Origin of the sequence: Sinomonas terrae, assembly GCF_022539255.1 — a bacterium.
Lineage (GTDB): Bacteria > Actinomycetota > Actinomycetes > Actinomycetales > Micrococcaceae > Sinomonas > Sinomonas terrae.
In genome coordinates this window covers 671,945-686,041 of sequence record NZ_JAKZBV010000001.1, presented here as the reverse complement: position 1 = coordinate 686,041, position 14,097 = coordinate 671,945, and the positions used below count along the sequence as shown (strand labels likewise).

Genomic DNA, 14,097 nt, shown 5'->3' with positions numbered 1-14,097 from the left:
TCGTACCCAATCCTCCGCCCCCGGTCGCGCAACGCCGGGGGCGGAGGCATTTCGTCCTTCAGCTCGCGAGCCTCTCCCGCTCGCCGTTGTCCGCGCCGCCATCTTCAGGAACCCACCGGACTGCGACCTTGGCGCCATCGCCGTCTTCTTCGATCCGGAGTACGAGGTCCACACCGCACAGATGCTCGTGCTGCGCGTAACGTCCGTCGAGTCGGGCTGCTTCCAGGAGTCGCTCGAGAGCAACCGCGAGGGCTCGTCCCCAGTCACGGGGATCTGTACTTGAGGCGCGCTCCGCGCCGACGTAACTGGCCATGTGGCCATTGTTCACCGCGCTCGACCGGACGCGCCAGTGGCCCAAAGTCCCGCGGGCCCGCGCTCCAGCCCGTTTCTGAGGGCGGCGATCGCGTGTCGGAGCCGAAAACCTCGGCGAGTCGCGGGGGCGTCCGTTCAGAAATGGGCCGGAGCGAGCAGGTCCCCTCCGCCGGGTTGACCCGAGTCACAGCTCGGTTCTACACTTTTCATCAAGAGAAATTCTTATTCCACATTGCGAAAGCAAAGCAGGAAGGTCCGACAATGACGTACACGGTGAACTGCTCGATCCTCCTCACCGAGCTTCCCCTACTCGAGCGCCCCGCGGCTGCGAAGGCCGCAGGCTTCGACGCGGTCGAATTCTGGTGGCCCTTCGCCGAGGCAGTGCCCGCGGACAAGGACGTCGACGCGTTCATTGCCGCCCTGCAGGACGCGGGCGTCCAGCTCAGCGGCCTGAACTTCTTCGCCGGCGATATGCCCGGGGGCGACCGCGGCCTCGTGTCGTGGAAGGGCCGCTGCGGCGAGTTCAAGGACAACATCGATGTCGTGGTCGGCATCGCCGAGCGCACCGGGACCAAGGCGTTCAATGCCCTCTACGGCAACCGTCTCCCCGAGTTCAGCCCTGAGGCGCAGGACGAGCTGGGCCTGAAGAACCTGATCGCGGCCGCCGAGGGCGTGGCGAAGGTCGGGGGCATCGTGCTCCTCGAGCCCGTTTCCGGCACACCGTCCTACCCGCTCAAGACCGCCGCGGACGCTCTGGCCGTCATCGCGAAGGCCAAGGAAACCGGTGCCGAGAACGTGAAGCTTCTGGCCGACTTCTACCACCTCGCAGTCAACGGCGACGACGTTGCCGCCGTGATCGAGGACCACGCCAAGGACTTCGGCCACATCCAGATCGCCGACAACCCCGGCCGCGGCGCCCCCGGCACCGGCGCCCTCCCCTTGGGCGACTGGATCACGCGCTCCCGCGAACTCGGCTACGACGGCTACATCGGCCTCGAGTACAAGGCCCCCGCTGCCGAGGCCTTCACGTGGGCCATCCGCCCCGTCGCCGGCTGACCGCCGAAGCAAGCACCAGCCGACCAGCCCGCAAAGCACAGCCCCGCACAGGCTTCCCGAAGGAAAGAACAATGACCAACGCAGAGAACAAGGCCAGCATCGCCGTCATCGGCCTCGGCATCATGGGCCTTCCCATGGCCGTCAACCTCGTCAAGGCCGGCTACGCGGTCACGGGCTACAACCGCAGCCCTGAGAAGTCCGCCAAGCTCGCGAGCGACGGCGGCAAGGCCGCGGCGAGCGTCGCCGAGGCCGTCAAGGACGCCGACGTCGTCATCACCATGGTCCCGGACTCCCCCGACGTCGAGGCCGTCACCACCGGCGAGGACGGCATCTTCGCCAACGCCAAGCCCGGCGCCCTCTGGATCGATGCATCCTCCATCCGCCCCGACGTCGCGGTCCGCCTCGCCGAGCAGGCCCGCAACGCTGGCCTCCGGCCGCTTGACGCCCCGGTCTCCGGCGGCGAGCAGGGCGCGATCGACGCCGTCCTGTCCATCATGGTCGGCGGCGCAGCCGAGGACTTCGAGGCCGCCCAGCCCATCCTGAACGCGGTCGGCAAGACGATCGTCCACGTCGGCCCCTCCGGCTCCGGGCAGACCGTCAAGGCCGCCAACCAGCTCATCGTCGCCGTCAACATCCAGGCGCTCTCCGAGGCCATCGTGTTCCTCGAGGCCTACGGGGTCGACACCGACGCGGCCCTCAAGGTCCTCGGCGGCGGCCTTGCCGGCTCCAAGGTCCTGGACCAGAAGGGCCAGAAGATGCTCGACCGCAACTTCGACCCGGGCTTCCGCCTCGCGCTCCACAACAAGGACCTCGGCATCGTCACCTCCGCAGCCCGCGAGGCCGGCGTCGTCGTCCCGCTCGGGGCAGCGGTCGCGCAGCTGGTCTCCGCTCTCGTCGCCCGCGGCGACGGGGGCCTCGATCACTCGGGCCTCTTCAAGCTGACCGCCGAACTCTCCGGCAAAGACCGGCTCTCCGGCAAGAACTAAGACCTCAAAGACGTAAGGAGCACGACAATGGCAAAGATGCGCACTGTCGACGCGATTGTGGCCATCCTGGAGAAGGAGGGCGCCACGGAGGCGTTCGGCCTGCCCGGCGCCGCAATCAACCCGCTGTATTCGGCGATGAAGGCCCACGGGGGCATCCGCCACACCCTCGCCCGCCACGTCGAGGGCGCCTCGCACATGGCTGACGGCTACTCCCGCGCCAAGGCCGGCAACATCGGCGTGTGCCTCGGGACCTCGGGCCCCGCGGGCACCGACATGATCACGGGCCTCTACGCCGCCCAGGCCGATTCCATCCCGATGCTGTGCTTCACGGGCCAGGCGCCGGTGGCGAAGCTGCACAAGGAGGACTTCCAGGCGGTGGACATCGAGTCCATCGCGAAGCCCCTCACGAAGATGGCCATGACCATCCTCGAGCCCGGCCAGGTGCCGGGCGCGGTGCAGAAGGCGTTCCAGCTCATGCGGACCGGCCGCCCCGGCCCCGTGCTGCTCGACCTGCCGTTCGACGTGCAGATGGCGCAGATCGAGTTCGACATCGACGCCTACGAGCCGCTCGCGGTCGAGAAGCCGCGCGCCACCCGCAAGCAGGCCGAGAAGGCCCTCGACATGCTGACGGCCTCCGAGAAGCCGCTCATCGTGGCCGGCGGCGGCATCATCAACGCGGACGCCTCGGACAAGCTCGTGGAGTTCGCCGAGATCCTGAACGTCCCCGTGGTCCCGACCCTCATGGGCTGGGGCGCGATCGCCGACGACCACCGCCTCATGGCGGGCATGGTGGGCCTCCAGACGAGCCACAAGTACGGCAACGCGACGTTCCTCGAGTCCGACTTCGTGATCGGCATCGGCAACCGTTGGGCCAACCGCCACACGGGCACGGTGGAGAAGTACACCGAGGGCCGGAAGTTCGTGCACGTGGACATCGAGCCGACCCAGATCGGGCGCGTGTTCTCCCCTGACTTCGGCATCGTCTCCGACGCCGGCCTCGCCCTCGACGCGCTCATCGAGGTCGCGAAGGAGCGCAAGGCCGCGGGCACGCTGCCCGACTACTCGGCCTGGGCTCAGTCCGCTCAGGAGAAGCGCGGCCGGATGCAGCGCAAGACGCACTTCGACAACGTGCCCATGAAGCCGTTCCGCGTCTACGAGGAGATGAACAAGGCCTTCGGCCCGGAGACCACGTATGTGACCACGATCGGGCTGTCCCAGATCGCCGGCGCCCAGATGCTGCACGTGTTCGGTCCGCGCAAGTGGATCAACGCCGGCCAGGCAGGTCCCCTCGGGTGGACAGGCCCCGCGGCGCTCGGCGTCGTGCGCGGCAAGCCGGGCGAGACCGTTGTAGCGCTCTCGGGCGACTACGACTTCCAGTTCATGATCGAGGAGCTCGCCGTGGGCGCGCAGCACCAGCTGCCGTACATCCACGTCGTGGTGAACAACTCCTACCTCGGCCTCATCCGCCAGTCGCAGCGCGGCTTCGAGATGGACTACCACGTCTCCCTCGCGTTCGAGAACGTGAACGCGACCGGTTCGGAGGCAGCTCAGGGCTACGGGGTGGACCACGTCAAGGTCGCCGAGGGCCTCGGCTGCAAGGCGATCCGTGTCGAGCACCCCGAGGATCTGGGACCCGCCTTCGAGAAGGCCCGCGCCCTCATGGCCGAGTACAAGGTGCCCGTGGTCGTCGAGGCCATCCTCGAGCGCGTCACCAACATCGCGATGGGCACCGAGCTGGACAACGTCGTGGAGTTCGAGGACCTCGCGGAGCGCCGCGAGGACGCCCCGACCGCGATCGTCGCCCTGCTGGACTAGCGATGAAGATCGTCCTCGCTCCGGACAAATTCAAGGGATCCCTCACCGCACCAGAGGTGGCGGCGGCACTCGCGGAGGGCATCCGCGAGGTGCTTCCCGGGGCGGAGCTGATCCTGGTCCCAGTGGCCGACGGCGGCGAGGGCACCGTGACTGCAGCGCTCGGCGCGGGGTTCTCCCCGCGCCGAGCGCGCGTCTCGGGCCCCACCGGCCAGCCGCTCACGGCCGAGTTCGCCGTCGACACCCCGGGCTCGCGCGCCGTCGTCGAAATGGCCGCCGCCTCGGGACTCGACGTACTTCCCGGGGGCATCAAGGATGCCCGAAATGCCACGAGCCTCGGCACCGGCCAGCTGATCCGCGCCGCGCTCGACGCCGGGGCGCGCGAAATCGTCCTCGGCGTCGGTGGCAGTGCCTGCACTGATGGCGGCGCCGGCATGCTCCAAGGCCTGGGCGCGCGCTTCACGGACGACGCCGGGAACGAGCTCCCGCTCGGGGGCGCGGCTCTCGCGCGGATTGCCGAGGCTGACCTCGGTGGGCTCGACGCTCGGCTCGACGCGGCAACTTTGGTTCTCGCGGCCGACGTCGACAATCCCCTCCTCGGCGAGCGCGGCGCTGCCGCCGTGTTCGGCCCGCAGAAGGGGGCAACGCCGTCGGACGTCGCCGAACTCGACGCCGCTCTCGCGCGCTTCGCCAAGGTACTCGGCGCGGCCATGGGCGGCCTCGCTGCTGCCGCGAAGGACGCCCCGGGGGCCGGCGCAGCCGGCGGTGTCGGCTACGCGGCACTCGCCCTTGGGGCCCAGCGGCGGCGCGGCATCGATGTCGTCGTCGAATTCACCGGCCTGCGCGAAAAGCTCGAGGGAGCCGCCCTTGTGGTCACGGGTGAGGGCAGCCTCGACGCCCAGTCGCTTTCCGGGAAGGCGCCTGTCGGTGTCGCGACCGTCGCCCGCGCTCACGGTGTACCGGCCGTGGCCGTATGCGGCCGGAACCAGCTCGACGAGAACACCCGCCGCGCGGCCGGGTTCGACTCGGTGCACGCGCTCCTGGACCTCGAGGCCGACGTCGATGTCTGCCTCAGGGAGGCCCGCCGCCTCGTGCGCGAGACGGGGCGCCTGATTGCCGATGGCCTCGTCCGGGATCGGCTGGAGGGAACGTCGGACCCCCTCACTAACGTTGACATTGAGAGCAGGAAGGAATCTGTGCGATGACTGATACCGGATTCGATCTGGTCATCCGCGGGCAGCGCGTCCTCACAACGGCGGGCATTGTCCCGCGCGAAGTGGGCATCACGGACGGGCGCATCGTGGCGCTCGAGCCGTTCGGGAACGGGCTCGCGGGCCGCGAGGTCATTGAGCTCGCCGACGACGAAACCCTCATCCCGGGCCTCGTGGACAGCCATGTCCATGTGAACGAGCCTGGCCGCACCGAGTGGGAAGGATTCGCCTCCGCGACGCGTGCTGCCGCGGCCGGCGGTGTCACGACCATCATCGATATGCCGCTCAACAGCATCCCGCCGACCGTCAATGTCGACGCGCTCCGCGTGAAGCGGGCGGCGGCGGAGACGCAGTCGTTCGTGGACGTCGGGTTCTGGGGCGGCGCGATTCCGGGGAACACGGGCGACCTCCGGGCGCTGCACGACGAGGGCGTCTTCGGCTTCAAGTGCTTCCTCCTGCACTCAGGTGTCGACGAGTTCCCGCACCTCGAAGTCGACGAGCTCGAAAAGGACCTCAGCGAGATCGCGTCCTTCGACGGCCTCATGATCGTCCATGCCGAGGATTCCCGGGCCATCGACCACGCGCCGAACCCCGAGGGCGACATCTACGAGAGCTTCCTCCACTCGCGGCCGCGCGGGGCGGAGAACGTTGCGATCGCGGAGGTCATCGAGCGGGCCCGGTGGACAGGTGCGCGTGCGCACATCCTGCACCTCTCGTCGTCGGACGCTCTGGCCATGATTGCCACGGCAAAGCGCGACGGCGTCAAGCTCACGGTCGAGACGTGCCCGCACTACCTGACGCTCCTCGCGGAGGAGATCCCCAATGGGGCAACAGCGTTCAAGTGCTGTCCGCCGATCCGCGAGGCGTCCAACCGCGAGCTGCTGTGGCAGGGCCTCGAGGACGGCATCATCGACTGCATCGTCTCGGACCACTCCCCCAGCACGGTCGATCTCAAGGATCTCGAGAACGGCGATTTCGGCGTTGCATGGGGCGGCGTTGCCTCGCTCCAGCTCGGGCTCCCGATCATCTGGACGGAGGCGCGGCGGCGCGGCATTCCGCTCGAGCGCGTTGTCGAGTGGATGGGCCACAAGCCCGCCGAGCTCGCCCGGCTCCAGCGGAAGGGAACCCTCGCCCCGGGGTACGATGCTGACCTTGCGATCTTCGCGGCGGACGAGGCGTTCGTCGTCGACGCGGACAAGCTGTACCACAAGAACCACATCACGCCGTATCAGGGAAAGACCCTCTCCGGCGTGGTACGCCGCACGTTCGTGCGCGGCACCGAGGTGGACTTCAGCGAGCCAAGGGGCCAGCTGATCCGCCGCGGCACGGCCTGACCGAACTCCCCTAGGAGGAACCATGACAACCACCACGAAGCTCAGTGCGGGGCAGCAGGCTCCGGACTTCACGCTCCCGGACGCTTCCGGGAAGGACGTCTCGCTCGCGGACTACCGTGGCCGCCGCGTGGTCGTGTACTTCTACCCGAAGGCGGCCACCCCCGGCTGCACGACCGAGGCCTGCGACTTCCGCGACAGCCTCGACTCGCTCAACGCGGCGGGTGTGAGCGTTATCGGCATCTCGCCGGATCCAGTGGAGGCCATCGCCTCATTCGCCGATGACTTCAGCCTCACCTTCCCACTCCTCGCCGACGAGGGCGCCGCCGTCGCCAAGGCCTGGGGCGCATGGGGCGAGCGCATCCGGAACGGCGAGGTGGTCGAGGGCATCCTGCGCTCGACGGCTGTCGTCGCACCCGACGGCACGATCGAGTCGATCGACTACAGCGTGAACGCGGACGGCCATGTGGCCGCTCTGCGGGAGAAGCTGGGCGTCTAAGACGCCGCTACCCCGCAGCACCCCGCGCCGCCTCAGGGCCCCGGACATCTGTCCGGGGCCCTGTCTTTCGTACCGCAGCCTGCGCTCGGCACCGGCCGGCGCGCCGCGCGCCCCCGCCGCCGCTGCACCCCCCGCGTCCGCGCCTGGTGGCTCTACCCCCGCAGCCTGGGCGCCCCCCCCCCCCCCCCGCCTGCGCGCCCCCGCCCCCGCCGGTGCACCCCGCGCCACCCCGTTCCCGCCCGGTTGTGTTTTCCCAATCAGTCTCCTGAGCGGCGTGTCTCGGCAGGACACGCGCCTGCCCCTCTCAGAAACGGGCTGGAGCGCGAGCCGAAGCCCGGTTTGAGGTCGAAAGGGAAGCCGGTCACACAATAAGGTGTTGACAATCACACCCCAGTCCCTCAAACTATTTACACATGCTGAAATAACAGTTCCACGATACGGAACCAAGAAACCGACGTTCCGTATAGCCGTCACCGTGGATGCCAGCATTGAGCAGTTGAGGACCCGACAAGCCATGTTGCTTGAACAGTTCAATGCCGCCCCCGCCCGCGAGGTTCGTGAGCTTTTGAAGCCGTGCCTCGATGTGCCCCGCTGGATCGAAGAGATCACTGCCGCCCGCCCTTTCGCAAGCCTCGACGCCCTGTTGTCGACGGCGCGAGGAGCGGCCGATCCCTTCACCCCTACGGAGCTTGAGGGCGCTCTTTCCCACCATCCGCGCATCGGCGAGAAGGCAGGCGGCAAGTCCGCAGAAGCCTCGATGTCCCGGAACGAGCAGTCCGGCGTCGACCAGCGCGACCCGGAGACGGCCGCCGCGCTGGCGGAGGGGAACCGGGCTTACGAGGAGAAATTCGGCAGGGTCTTCCTGATCCGCGCCGCGGGCCGTTCGGCCAACGAGATGCTCACCGCGCTCCAGGAACGTCTGGGCCACACGCCCGAGCAGGAGGAGCCTGTCGTCGCGGAGCAGCTCCGCGAGATCGCAGTGCTTCGACTGAAGCAAAGCCTGCTGGAGCAGAGCCCGACTCGAGAGGAGCCCAGCGCGTGAGCGTCTCCCATGTGACCACCCACATTCTGGATACCGCAGCCGGCAAGCCGGCGGCAGGTGTCGTCGTCGAACTCTACGCCCGCGACGGCGAGGCATGGTCCCAGATTGGAACGGGCACCACCGATACCGACGGGCGGGTGAAAGACCTCGGCCCGGAGCGTCTGGAGAGCGGTTCCTACCGTCTTCAGTTCGCGACCGGAGCCTACTTCGCCGGTATCGGGCAGGAGACCTTCTTCCCGGAGGTTTCTCTGACCTTCACGGTCGACGAGAACGAGGCGCACTATCACGTGCCGCTCCTGCTGAGTCCATTCGCCTTTTCTACTTACCGAGGGAGCTGAAGCGCCATGGCGCAGAACACCACTGAGAACACCAGCAGCAAGATCGTCCTGGGCAAGAACCAGTACGGCAAGGCCGAGGTCCGCGTCGTCAAGATCACCCGCGACACGGCGCGCCACGAGATCGAGGATCTCAGCGTCACCTCGCAGCTCCGCGGAGACTTCGAGGCAGCCCACCTCGACGGGGACAACGGTCACGTCGTCCCGACTGACACCCAGAAGAACACCGTCTACGGGTTCGCCCGTGAGGGCATTGGCTCCCCGGAGGAATTCCTCATCCGGCTCGCCAAGCACTTCACGTCCGAGTTCGGATGGGTCACGGGCGGCCGTTGGGAGGCCGAGCAGTACGCCTGGGAGCGCATCATCGCCCACGGCGAGGGCCACGACCACTCCTTCGTCCGGAAGGGCCAGGAGGTCCGCAACGCGGTAGTGACCAAGGATGGCGACAACATCTACGTCATTTCGGGCCTCAACGACCTCACGGTCCTGAAGTCCACCGAGTCCGGCTTCGTCGGCTACCCGAAGGATCGCTTCACCACCCTTCAGGAGACGACCGACCGAATCCTCGCGACCGACGTCTCGGCCCGCTGGCGCTACAACAACGAGGCGATCGCCAACGGCACCGTCGACTTCAACAAGGCGTACGACGACGTCAAGGCCCTCCTGCTCGAGGGCTTCACCGAGGGCTACTCGCACGCCCTCCAGCAGACGCTGTTCCAGATGGCCCAGAAGGTCCTGGACGTGCACCCCGAGATCGACGAGGTCCGCTTCTCGACGCCGAACAAGCACCATTTCGTCGTCGACCTGACTCCGTTCGGTCTCGACAACCCGAACGAGGTCTTCTACGCGGCTGATCGCCCGTACGGCCTCATCGAGGCGAACTTCGAGCGTGAGAGCATTTCCGACCCCGGAAACGCTTGGGATGGCATCGCCGGCTTCTGCTGAGCTGCAGCCTCTCTCACTCCGCACCCTGAGCAAGGAGCGGACGACGGCGGTGAACTCCGGCCGTCGTCGTCCGCCCTTTCCACCGCATCACCTGATCCATCACCCACCCAACCCACCATCACCACTCTCAGTTGCGCACTCGGTATTCAAAGCTGACAAGGAGGTCTGCTATGTCCCGAAAGACGGCGCCTGTCTCTATCGCTGATTCCAGCACGGAGACCACGAGCCCAGAGAACCAGAAGCTGCCGGTTTCCACGGCCTTCGCCTATGGCATCCAGCACGTGCTCACAATGTACGGCGGCATCATCGCCCCGCCGCTCATCATCGGTTCGGCCGCGGGGCTCAAAGGGCCAGATCTTGCCCTGCTGATCACGGCGTGCCTCTTCATCGGCGGTCTTGCAACGCTGCTGCAGACCCTCGGCATCAAGTGGTTCGGCTCGCGTCTGCCGCTTGTCCAGGGCACCTCGTTCGCCTCAGTCGCGACGCTGCTCGCTATCGTGAGTGGCGGCGGAGGACTCCCGGCCGTGTTCGGCGCCGTCATGGCGGCCTCTGTGATCGGCCTGATCATCGCCCCCTTCTTCTCGCAGATCATCCACTTCTTCCCGCCGGTAGTGACGGGCGTGGTGATCACGACCATCGGCCTATCGCTCGTCCCGGTCGCGGCAGGCTGGGCGCTCGGCAACTCCCAGACCGCACCGGACTACGGGAGCCCCGCGAACATCGGCCTCATGGCCCTCACCCTCGTCATCATCATGATCCTGAGCAAGCTCGGGAGCGGGGTCATCTCGCGGCTGTCCATCCTCCTTTCCATCGTCATCGGCACGATCATCGCGGTGTTCCTCGGCAAGGCGGACTTCTCGCAGGTTCTCAACGGCCCGATCTTCGCCTTCCCGGAGCCGTTCCACTTCGGCCTTCCGACGTTCGAGCCAGCCGCCATCATCTCGATGGTCATCGTCGTCCTCGTGATCTTGACCGAGACGACGGCGGACATCCTCGCCGTGGCTGAGGTCACCGGCGCCAAGGTCGACTCGAAGCGGATCGCCAACGGTCTCCGTGCCGACATGCTGTCCTCCGCGGTCTCCCCCGTCTTCAACGGATTCACGCAGAGCGCCTTCGCCCAGAACGTCGGCCTCGTGGCGGTCACCGGGATCAAGAGCCGTTTCGCGGTGGCCGCCGGCGGCGTCGTCCTCATGGTGCTCGGCTTGATGCCCGTGCTCGGACGCGTTGTCGCCGCCATCCCGATGCCGGTCCTCGGCGGAGCCGGAATCGTCCTCTTCGGCACTGTCGCGGCCTCCGGCATCCGGACGCTTTCGAAGGTCGACTACAAGGACAACATGAACCTGATCATCGTGGCGACGTCGATCGCGTTCGGGCTCGTGCCGGTCGTCGACCCGACGTTCTACTCGAAGTTCCCGACGTGGGTCCAGGTCATCTTCGACTCGGGCATCAGCTCGGCGGCCCTCATGGCAGTCCTGCTGAACATCCTGTTCAACGTCATCAAGCGCGGCACCCCCAAGAGCCCCTCAGTGTTCGCGGCAGCGCCGACCCGCATGGTGCCGATCGTGGTCCTCGACGCTCTCGAGGAGGGCGATCGCTGCGAGAACGGGAAGATCCTCGACAAGGACGGCAACGAAGTCCTGGTCGAGACGTCCGACGGCGTTCATTGACACTGAGATTGCGCACTGAGTAAACACCTAGGTAGGCCCTGCTCTCCACTTAGAGAGCAGGGCCTACCTTTATCATTCGACTCTTTGCGCCTTTAAGAATTTGTCTCAATTCCTCCGGTGATGGGCCGGGAGCATTCCCGTGGCGCCGATCACCGCCTTTCGCATCGCACGCGCGTCCAGGAATCCACTCATTCTGGCGATCATCTCGAAAGTCGCGTCCTCCATATCCCTTAATCCCAGCAATCTGATGGCTTCCTGAGTCCGATAGGAACGGATCACGTGCCCCAAGCCGCCTCGGGCTGTGAACGCGCGCTGGAGCGCCCTCACTGAGACGCCGACCCTCCCCGCAAGCTGCTTCGCCGTCAGCTCGCGACTTCGGAACTCGCTCGAGATCACCTTCAATGCTTCCACCGCCAGCCGCTCCTCTCTGTCCACCGAAATCGAAGCCGTAATCGATGCTTCTACGAGGACGGCGGTCGAAAGTCCGAGAAGAAGTTCCGCAACACCTGCATCCCGCCCCGGCGACCGGAAGACTACTTCCGCGACTGCCCGAACTGCCGCCATGCTCGTCGAGGCACCACGGAGAAGGTACGGCGTGTCCACGGAGAAGGCGACCTCTGCAGGACCCACTCCCTTTGTCATGCTCACCACAAGCGCCCTGCCTGGTGCGTCAAGACGCAGTGCAACAGGAGCCGTTTCCCGCATCGCCACCATGCCCCCTGCCGGCACGCTGCGCTCTTCAACCTGGAACTGCGTGTCGAACGGAAGCATGAGGTGAACGCAGTCCTTCCTTGAGGGGAAGACGGCCATGCCTGTGAAGCGGCATTCAGTCACGGCCACGTAGGTTAGGACCATCTGACCGGCGCGGACGGCCCTCAGACGCAGGGCGAACGCATCCGCTTCAGTGAGCGGTTCGACCAGTCCGCCGAGCTCGGCGAGGCCTTCCGCCCCGACGAAGTCATGCTGGTTCCCGTCGACCCATCTCTTCACCACACGTCCCCCTGTGCGCCATACAAATCGAGAATTTATGCCAGCGCCCCTCGGACCTCTGTGAGGCGTTCGGAGCGGGACTTTTCCCACACGATAAACACCGCTCCGCACCACTTAGACGGATAGTGCTGGCGTCTTGGCGCAGATTTGCCGTTTGCACCGCGTGCGTCTCATCGCACCTCTACGGTTCAGAATGTCCGGCTTCCGTCCGAAGCCGCCATCAACGAATTCCTGCGAGAAAGAGTCAGCATGCCCGAGCCCACTGTCCCCGGCCCCCCGAACGGCGAGAACGCCGCGACCGAAGGCATCCCTCGGCGGGCGATCACGCGCACGGCCGCGTGGTCCGTGCCCGTCGCCCTCGCAGTGGTTGCGACGCCCCTCGCGGCCGCCTCCCCGACAGGCGGCGTCATCCTCTTCGACTACCCCGAGTACATCGTCGGCCCGGGCATGACCTACGGCACGATCACGGGCAAGGTTGTCCCGAACGTCGGGACTTCACTGCCCGCGACCGTGACGCTTACCTATCCGGCAGGCTGGAGTGGTCCAGCGACGGCATCAGTCAATCCCGTGGACGGGACCTTCACCGTCAACGGTGTCGTAGCCCCCAGCAACGTGGGCAGCGCGCCGCTCTCGGCGAACTCCTCTGGCTTCACGCCGGGCACCACTACGCTCATCGTCGCCACGAACCCGGTTCCTGCGGCGACCGACGGTATCGTCTGGGGCGAGAACCTCGCGACCACGCTGTATCGCAGCGGTGCCACGCTCCAGACCTATGCGGTGACGCCTGACAACCTCAACGGGCCGGGCACCCTCGGCGCGAAGTCAATCATCGCGATGGCGGGCGGCTATCGGGATCACAACAGCTACCTCATCCGCAGCGATAATACGCTCTGGAGTCATGGTGCAGGGTCCAACGCTTGCGCTCCGGGGACGACGACGACAACTGCTGGGATCTTCGGATTCGGGGGCGCCTCAGCGCTGCTGACCGGCGAGAAGTTCGTCGATACCGTAGCCTTCACAGGCGGGGGCTACGTCCTCACGACCCACGGCCGGATCTTCTCCTGGGGCTTCAACACGTCCACCGGCTCGCTGGGCAACGGGACCTTCGGACCGGACACGAACGTGCCCAAGCTCGTCCTCAATCCGGGACCGGACGTCTTCATCACGTCGATCTCCGCCGGCTACACCGGTGGCATCGCTCTCGACACGAAGGGACGTGTCTGGACCTGGGGCATCAACGACCAGTCCGACCTCGGGACAGGCCTCAGCGGCAACCAATCTGTCATGAAGCCCGTCATCCTTCAGGACGGGACGCCCATCTCGGGCGTCAGCGAGATCCGTGGTCGATTCAAGGGAGGCTTGGCCCTCCGGAACGGCATGGTGTACAGCTGGGGCTACGGTGCAGGCGGCATGAACGCCAACGGGAGCAGTTCGAACCAGAACTACGCCGCACCAGTCCTGACCGGACCCGGAACGCCCCTGACCGGCGTGGCGCAGCTGCCGAAGTTCTACCACGAGGCTTATCACAGCGCCGCGCTCAGGAACGATAACACTCTCTACACCTGGGGCTACGGCTCGTACTTCGTCCATTCGCCCTCGAGCCAGGCCAGCCGAGTCTTCGCCGCACCGTATGCGGGAGGTCTGCCCGCCGGCACGATCACCGAGATGGCGGTCAGCTATTACGGAACCCACATCCGCCTCGCGGACGGTTCGGTGTGGAACTGGGGCTACGGCGCCTACGGACAGGGGGCAAACGGAACGACGACGGTCTACCTCACCAATCCGGTTCGTGCTCTGACCGGGCCCGGTGCTCCCGTTGTTGCCTCAGGCTTTTTCCCGAATAGTCACGGTGGGGTCTTCGGTCGAAAGTAGCCGAGCGACCAAGCGAGGTGGGTCTCCCGCTGCCTGCGA

Annotated in this window: 13 protein-coding genes; 11 read left to right on the top strand and 2 right to left on the bottom strand. The window is 66.7% G+C overall.

Annotated features, from left to right (window positions below; genetic code table 11):
* Positions 1–58 precede the first annotated feature (58 nt).
* Positions 59–313 (bottom strand): hypothetical protein, encoded by a 255-nt coding sequence (locus L0M17_RS03210; protein WP_241051146.1) that lies wholly within the window; start codon positions 311–313, stop codon positions 59–61.
* A 260-nt stretch (positions 314–573) separates the two neighbouring features.
* Here L0M17_RS03210 and L0M17_RS03205 point away from each other — a divergent pair, with 260 nt between their 5' ends.
* The 10 genes from L0M17_RS03205 to L0M17_RS03160 all read left to right on the top strand — a co-directional run bounded on the left by L0M17_RS03205 (position 574) and on the right by L0M17_RS03160 (position 11,196).
* On the top strand, positions 574–1,368 hold the full coding sequence (locus tag L0M17_RS03205; RefSeq protein WP_241051144.1) for a hydroxypyruvate isomerase family protein: 795 nt from the start codon (positions 574–576) through the stop codon (positions 1,366–1,368).
* Positions 1,341–2,354: a 2-hydroxy-3-oxopropionate reductase gene (locus L0M17_RS03200; RefSeq protein ID WP_308196800.1), complete on the top strand. Its 1,014-nt coding sequence runs from the start codon at positions 1,341–1,343 to the stop codon at positions 2,352–2,354. Before L0M17_RS03205 ends, L0M17_RS03200 begins: the two co-directional genes overlap by 28 nt.
* Before the next feature lie 27 nt (positions 2,355–2,381).
* On the top strand, positions 2,382–4,169 hold the full coding sequence (gcl, locus tag L0M17_RS03195) for a glyoxylate carboligase (RefSeq protein ID WP_241051140.1): 1,788 nt from the start codon (positions 2,382–2,384) through the stop codon (positions 4,167–4,169).
* A gap of 2 nt (positions 4,170–4,171) precedes the next feature.
* The gene (locus L0M17_RS03190) at positions 4,172–5,371 is read left to right on the top strand and encodes a glycerate kinase (RefSeq protein ID WP_241051139.1); all 1,200 of its coding nucleotides are present in this window, start codon (positions 4,172–4,174) and stop codon (positions 5,369–5,371) included.
* Entirely contained in the window at positions 5,368–6,711 is a 1,344-nt protein-coding gene (gene allB / locus L0M17_RS03185) for an allantoinase AllB (RefSeq protein ID WP_241051137.1), read from the top strand. Before L0M17_RS03190 ends, allB begins: the two co-directional genes overlap by 4 nt.
* Positions 6,712–6,733: 22 nt before the next feature.
* Positions 6,734–7,207, top strand: coding sequence for a thioredoxin-dependent thiol peroxidase (gene bcp / locus L0M17_RS03180; protein WP_241051135.1), 474 nt, complete (start codon positions 6,734–6,736; stop codon positions 7,205–7,207).
* A gap of 496 nt (positions 7,208–7,703) precedes the next feature.
* Positions 7,704–8,249, top strand: a complete 546-nt coding sequence (gene uraD / locus L0M17_RS03175; RefSeq protein ID WP_255732435.1) for a 2-oxo-4-hydroxy-4-carboxy-5-ureidoimidazoline decarboxylase — start codon at positions 7,704–7,706, stop codon at positions 8,247–8,249.
* The gene (uraH, locus tag L0M17_RS03170; RefSeq protein WP_241051132.1) at positions 8,246–8,587 is read left to right on the top strand and encodes a hydroxyisourate hydrolase; all 342 of its coding nucleotides are present in this window, start codon (positions 8,246–8,248) and stop codon (positions 8,585–8,587) included. Before uraD ends, uraH begins: the two co-directional genes overlap by 4 nt.
* 6 nt (positions 8,588–8,593) lie before the next feature.
* Positions 8,594–9,529 carry a factor-independent urate hydroxylase gene (gene pucL, locus L0M17_RS03165; protein ID WP_241051130.1) on the top strand — a complete coding sequence of 312 codons (936 nt, stop codon included), beginning with the start codon at positions 8,594–8,596 and terminating at the stop codon, positions 9,527–9,529.
* 170 nt (positions 9,530–9,699) lie between these two features.
* Positions 9,700–11,196 (top strand): nucleobase:cation symporter-2 family protein, encoded by a 1,497-nt coding sequence (locus L0M17_RS03160; RefSeq protein ID WP_241051128.1) that lies wholly within the window; start codon positions 9,700–9,702, stop codon positions 11,194–11,196.
* 105 nt (positions 11,197–11,301) lie between these two features.
* Here the strand turns inward: L0M17_RS03160 and L0M17_RS22605 are convergent, their stop codons facing one another.
* Entirely contained in the window at positions 11,302–12,186 is an 885-nt protein-coding gene (locus tag L0M17_RS22605; protein ID WP_241051126.1) for a helix-turn-helix domain-containing protein, read from the bottom strand.
* A gap of 249 nt (positions 12,187–12,435) precedes the next feature.
* On the opposite strand from L0M17_RS22605, the gene L0M17_RS03150 reads away from it, so the two are divergent.
* Complete coding sequence (locus L0M17_RS03150) at positions 12,436–14,058, top strand: RCC1 domain-containing protein (RefSeq protein ID WP_241051125.1); 1,623 nt, start codon at positions 12,436–12,438, stop codon at positions 14,056–14,058.
* Positions 14,059–14,097: the final 39 nt, after the last annotated feature.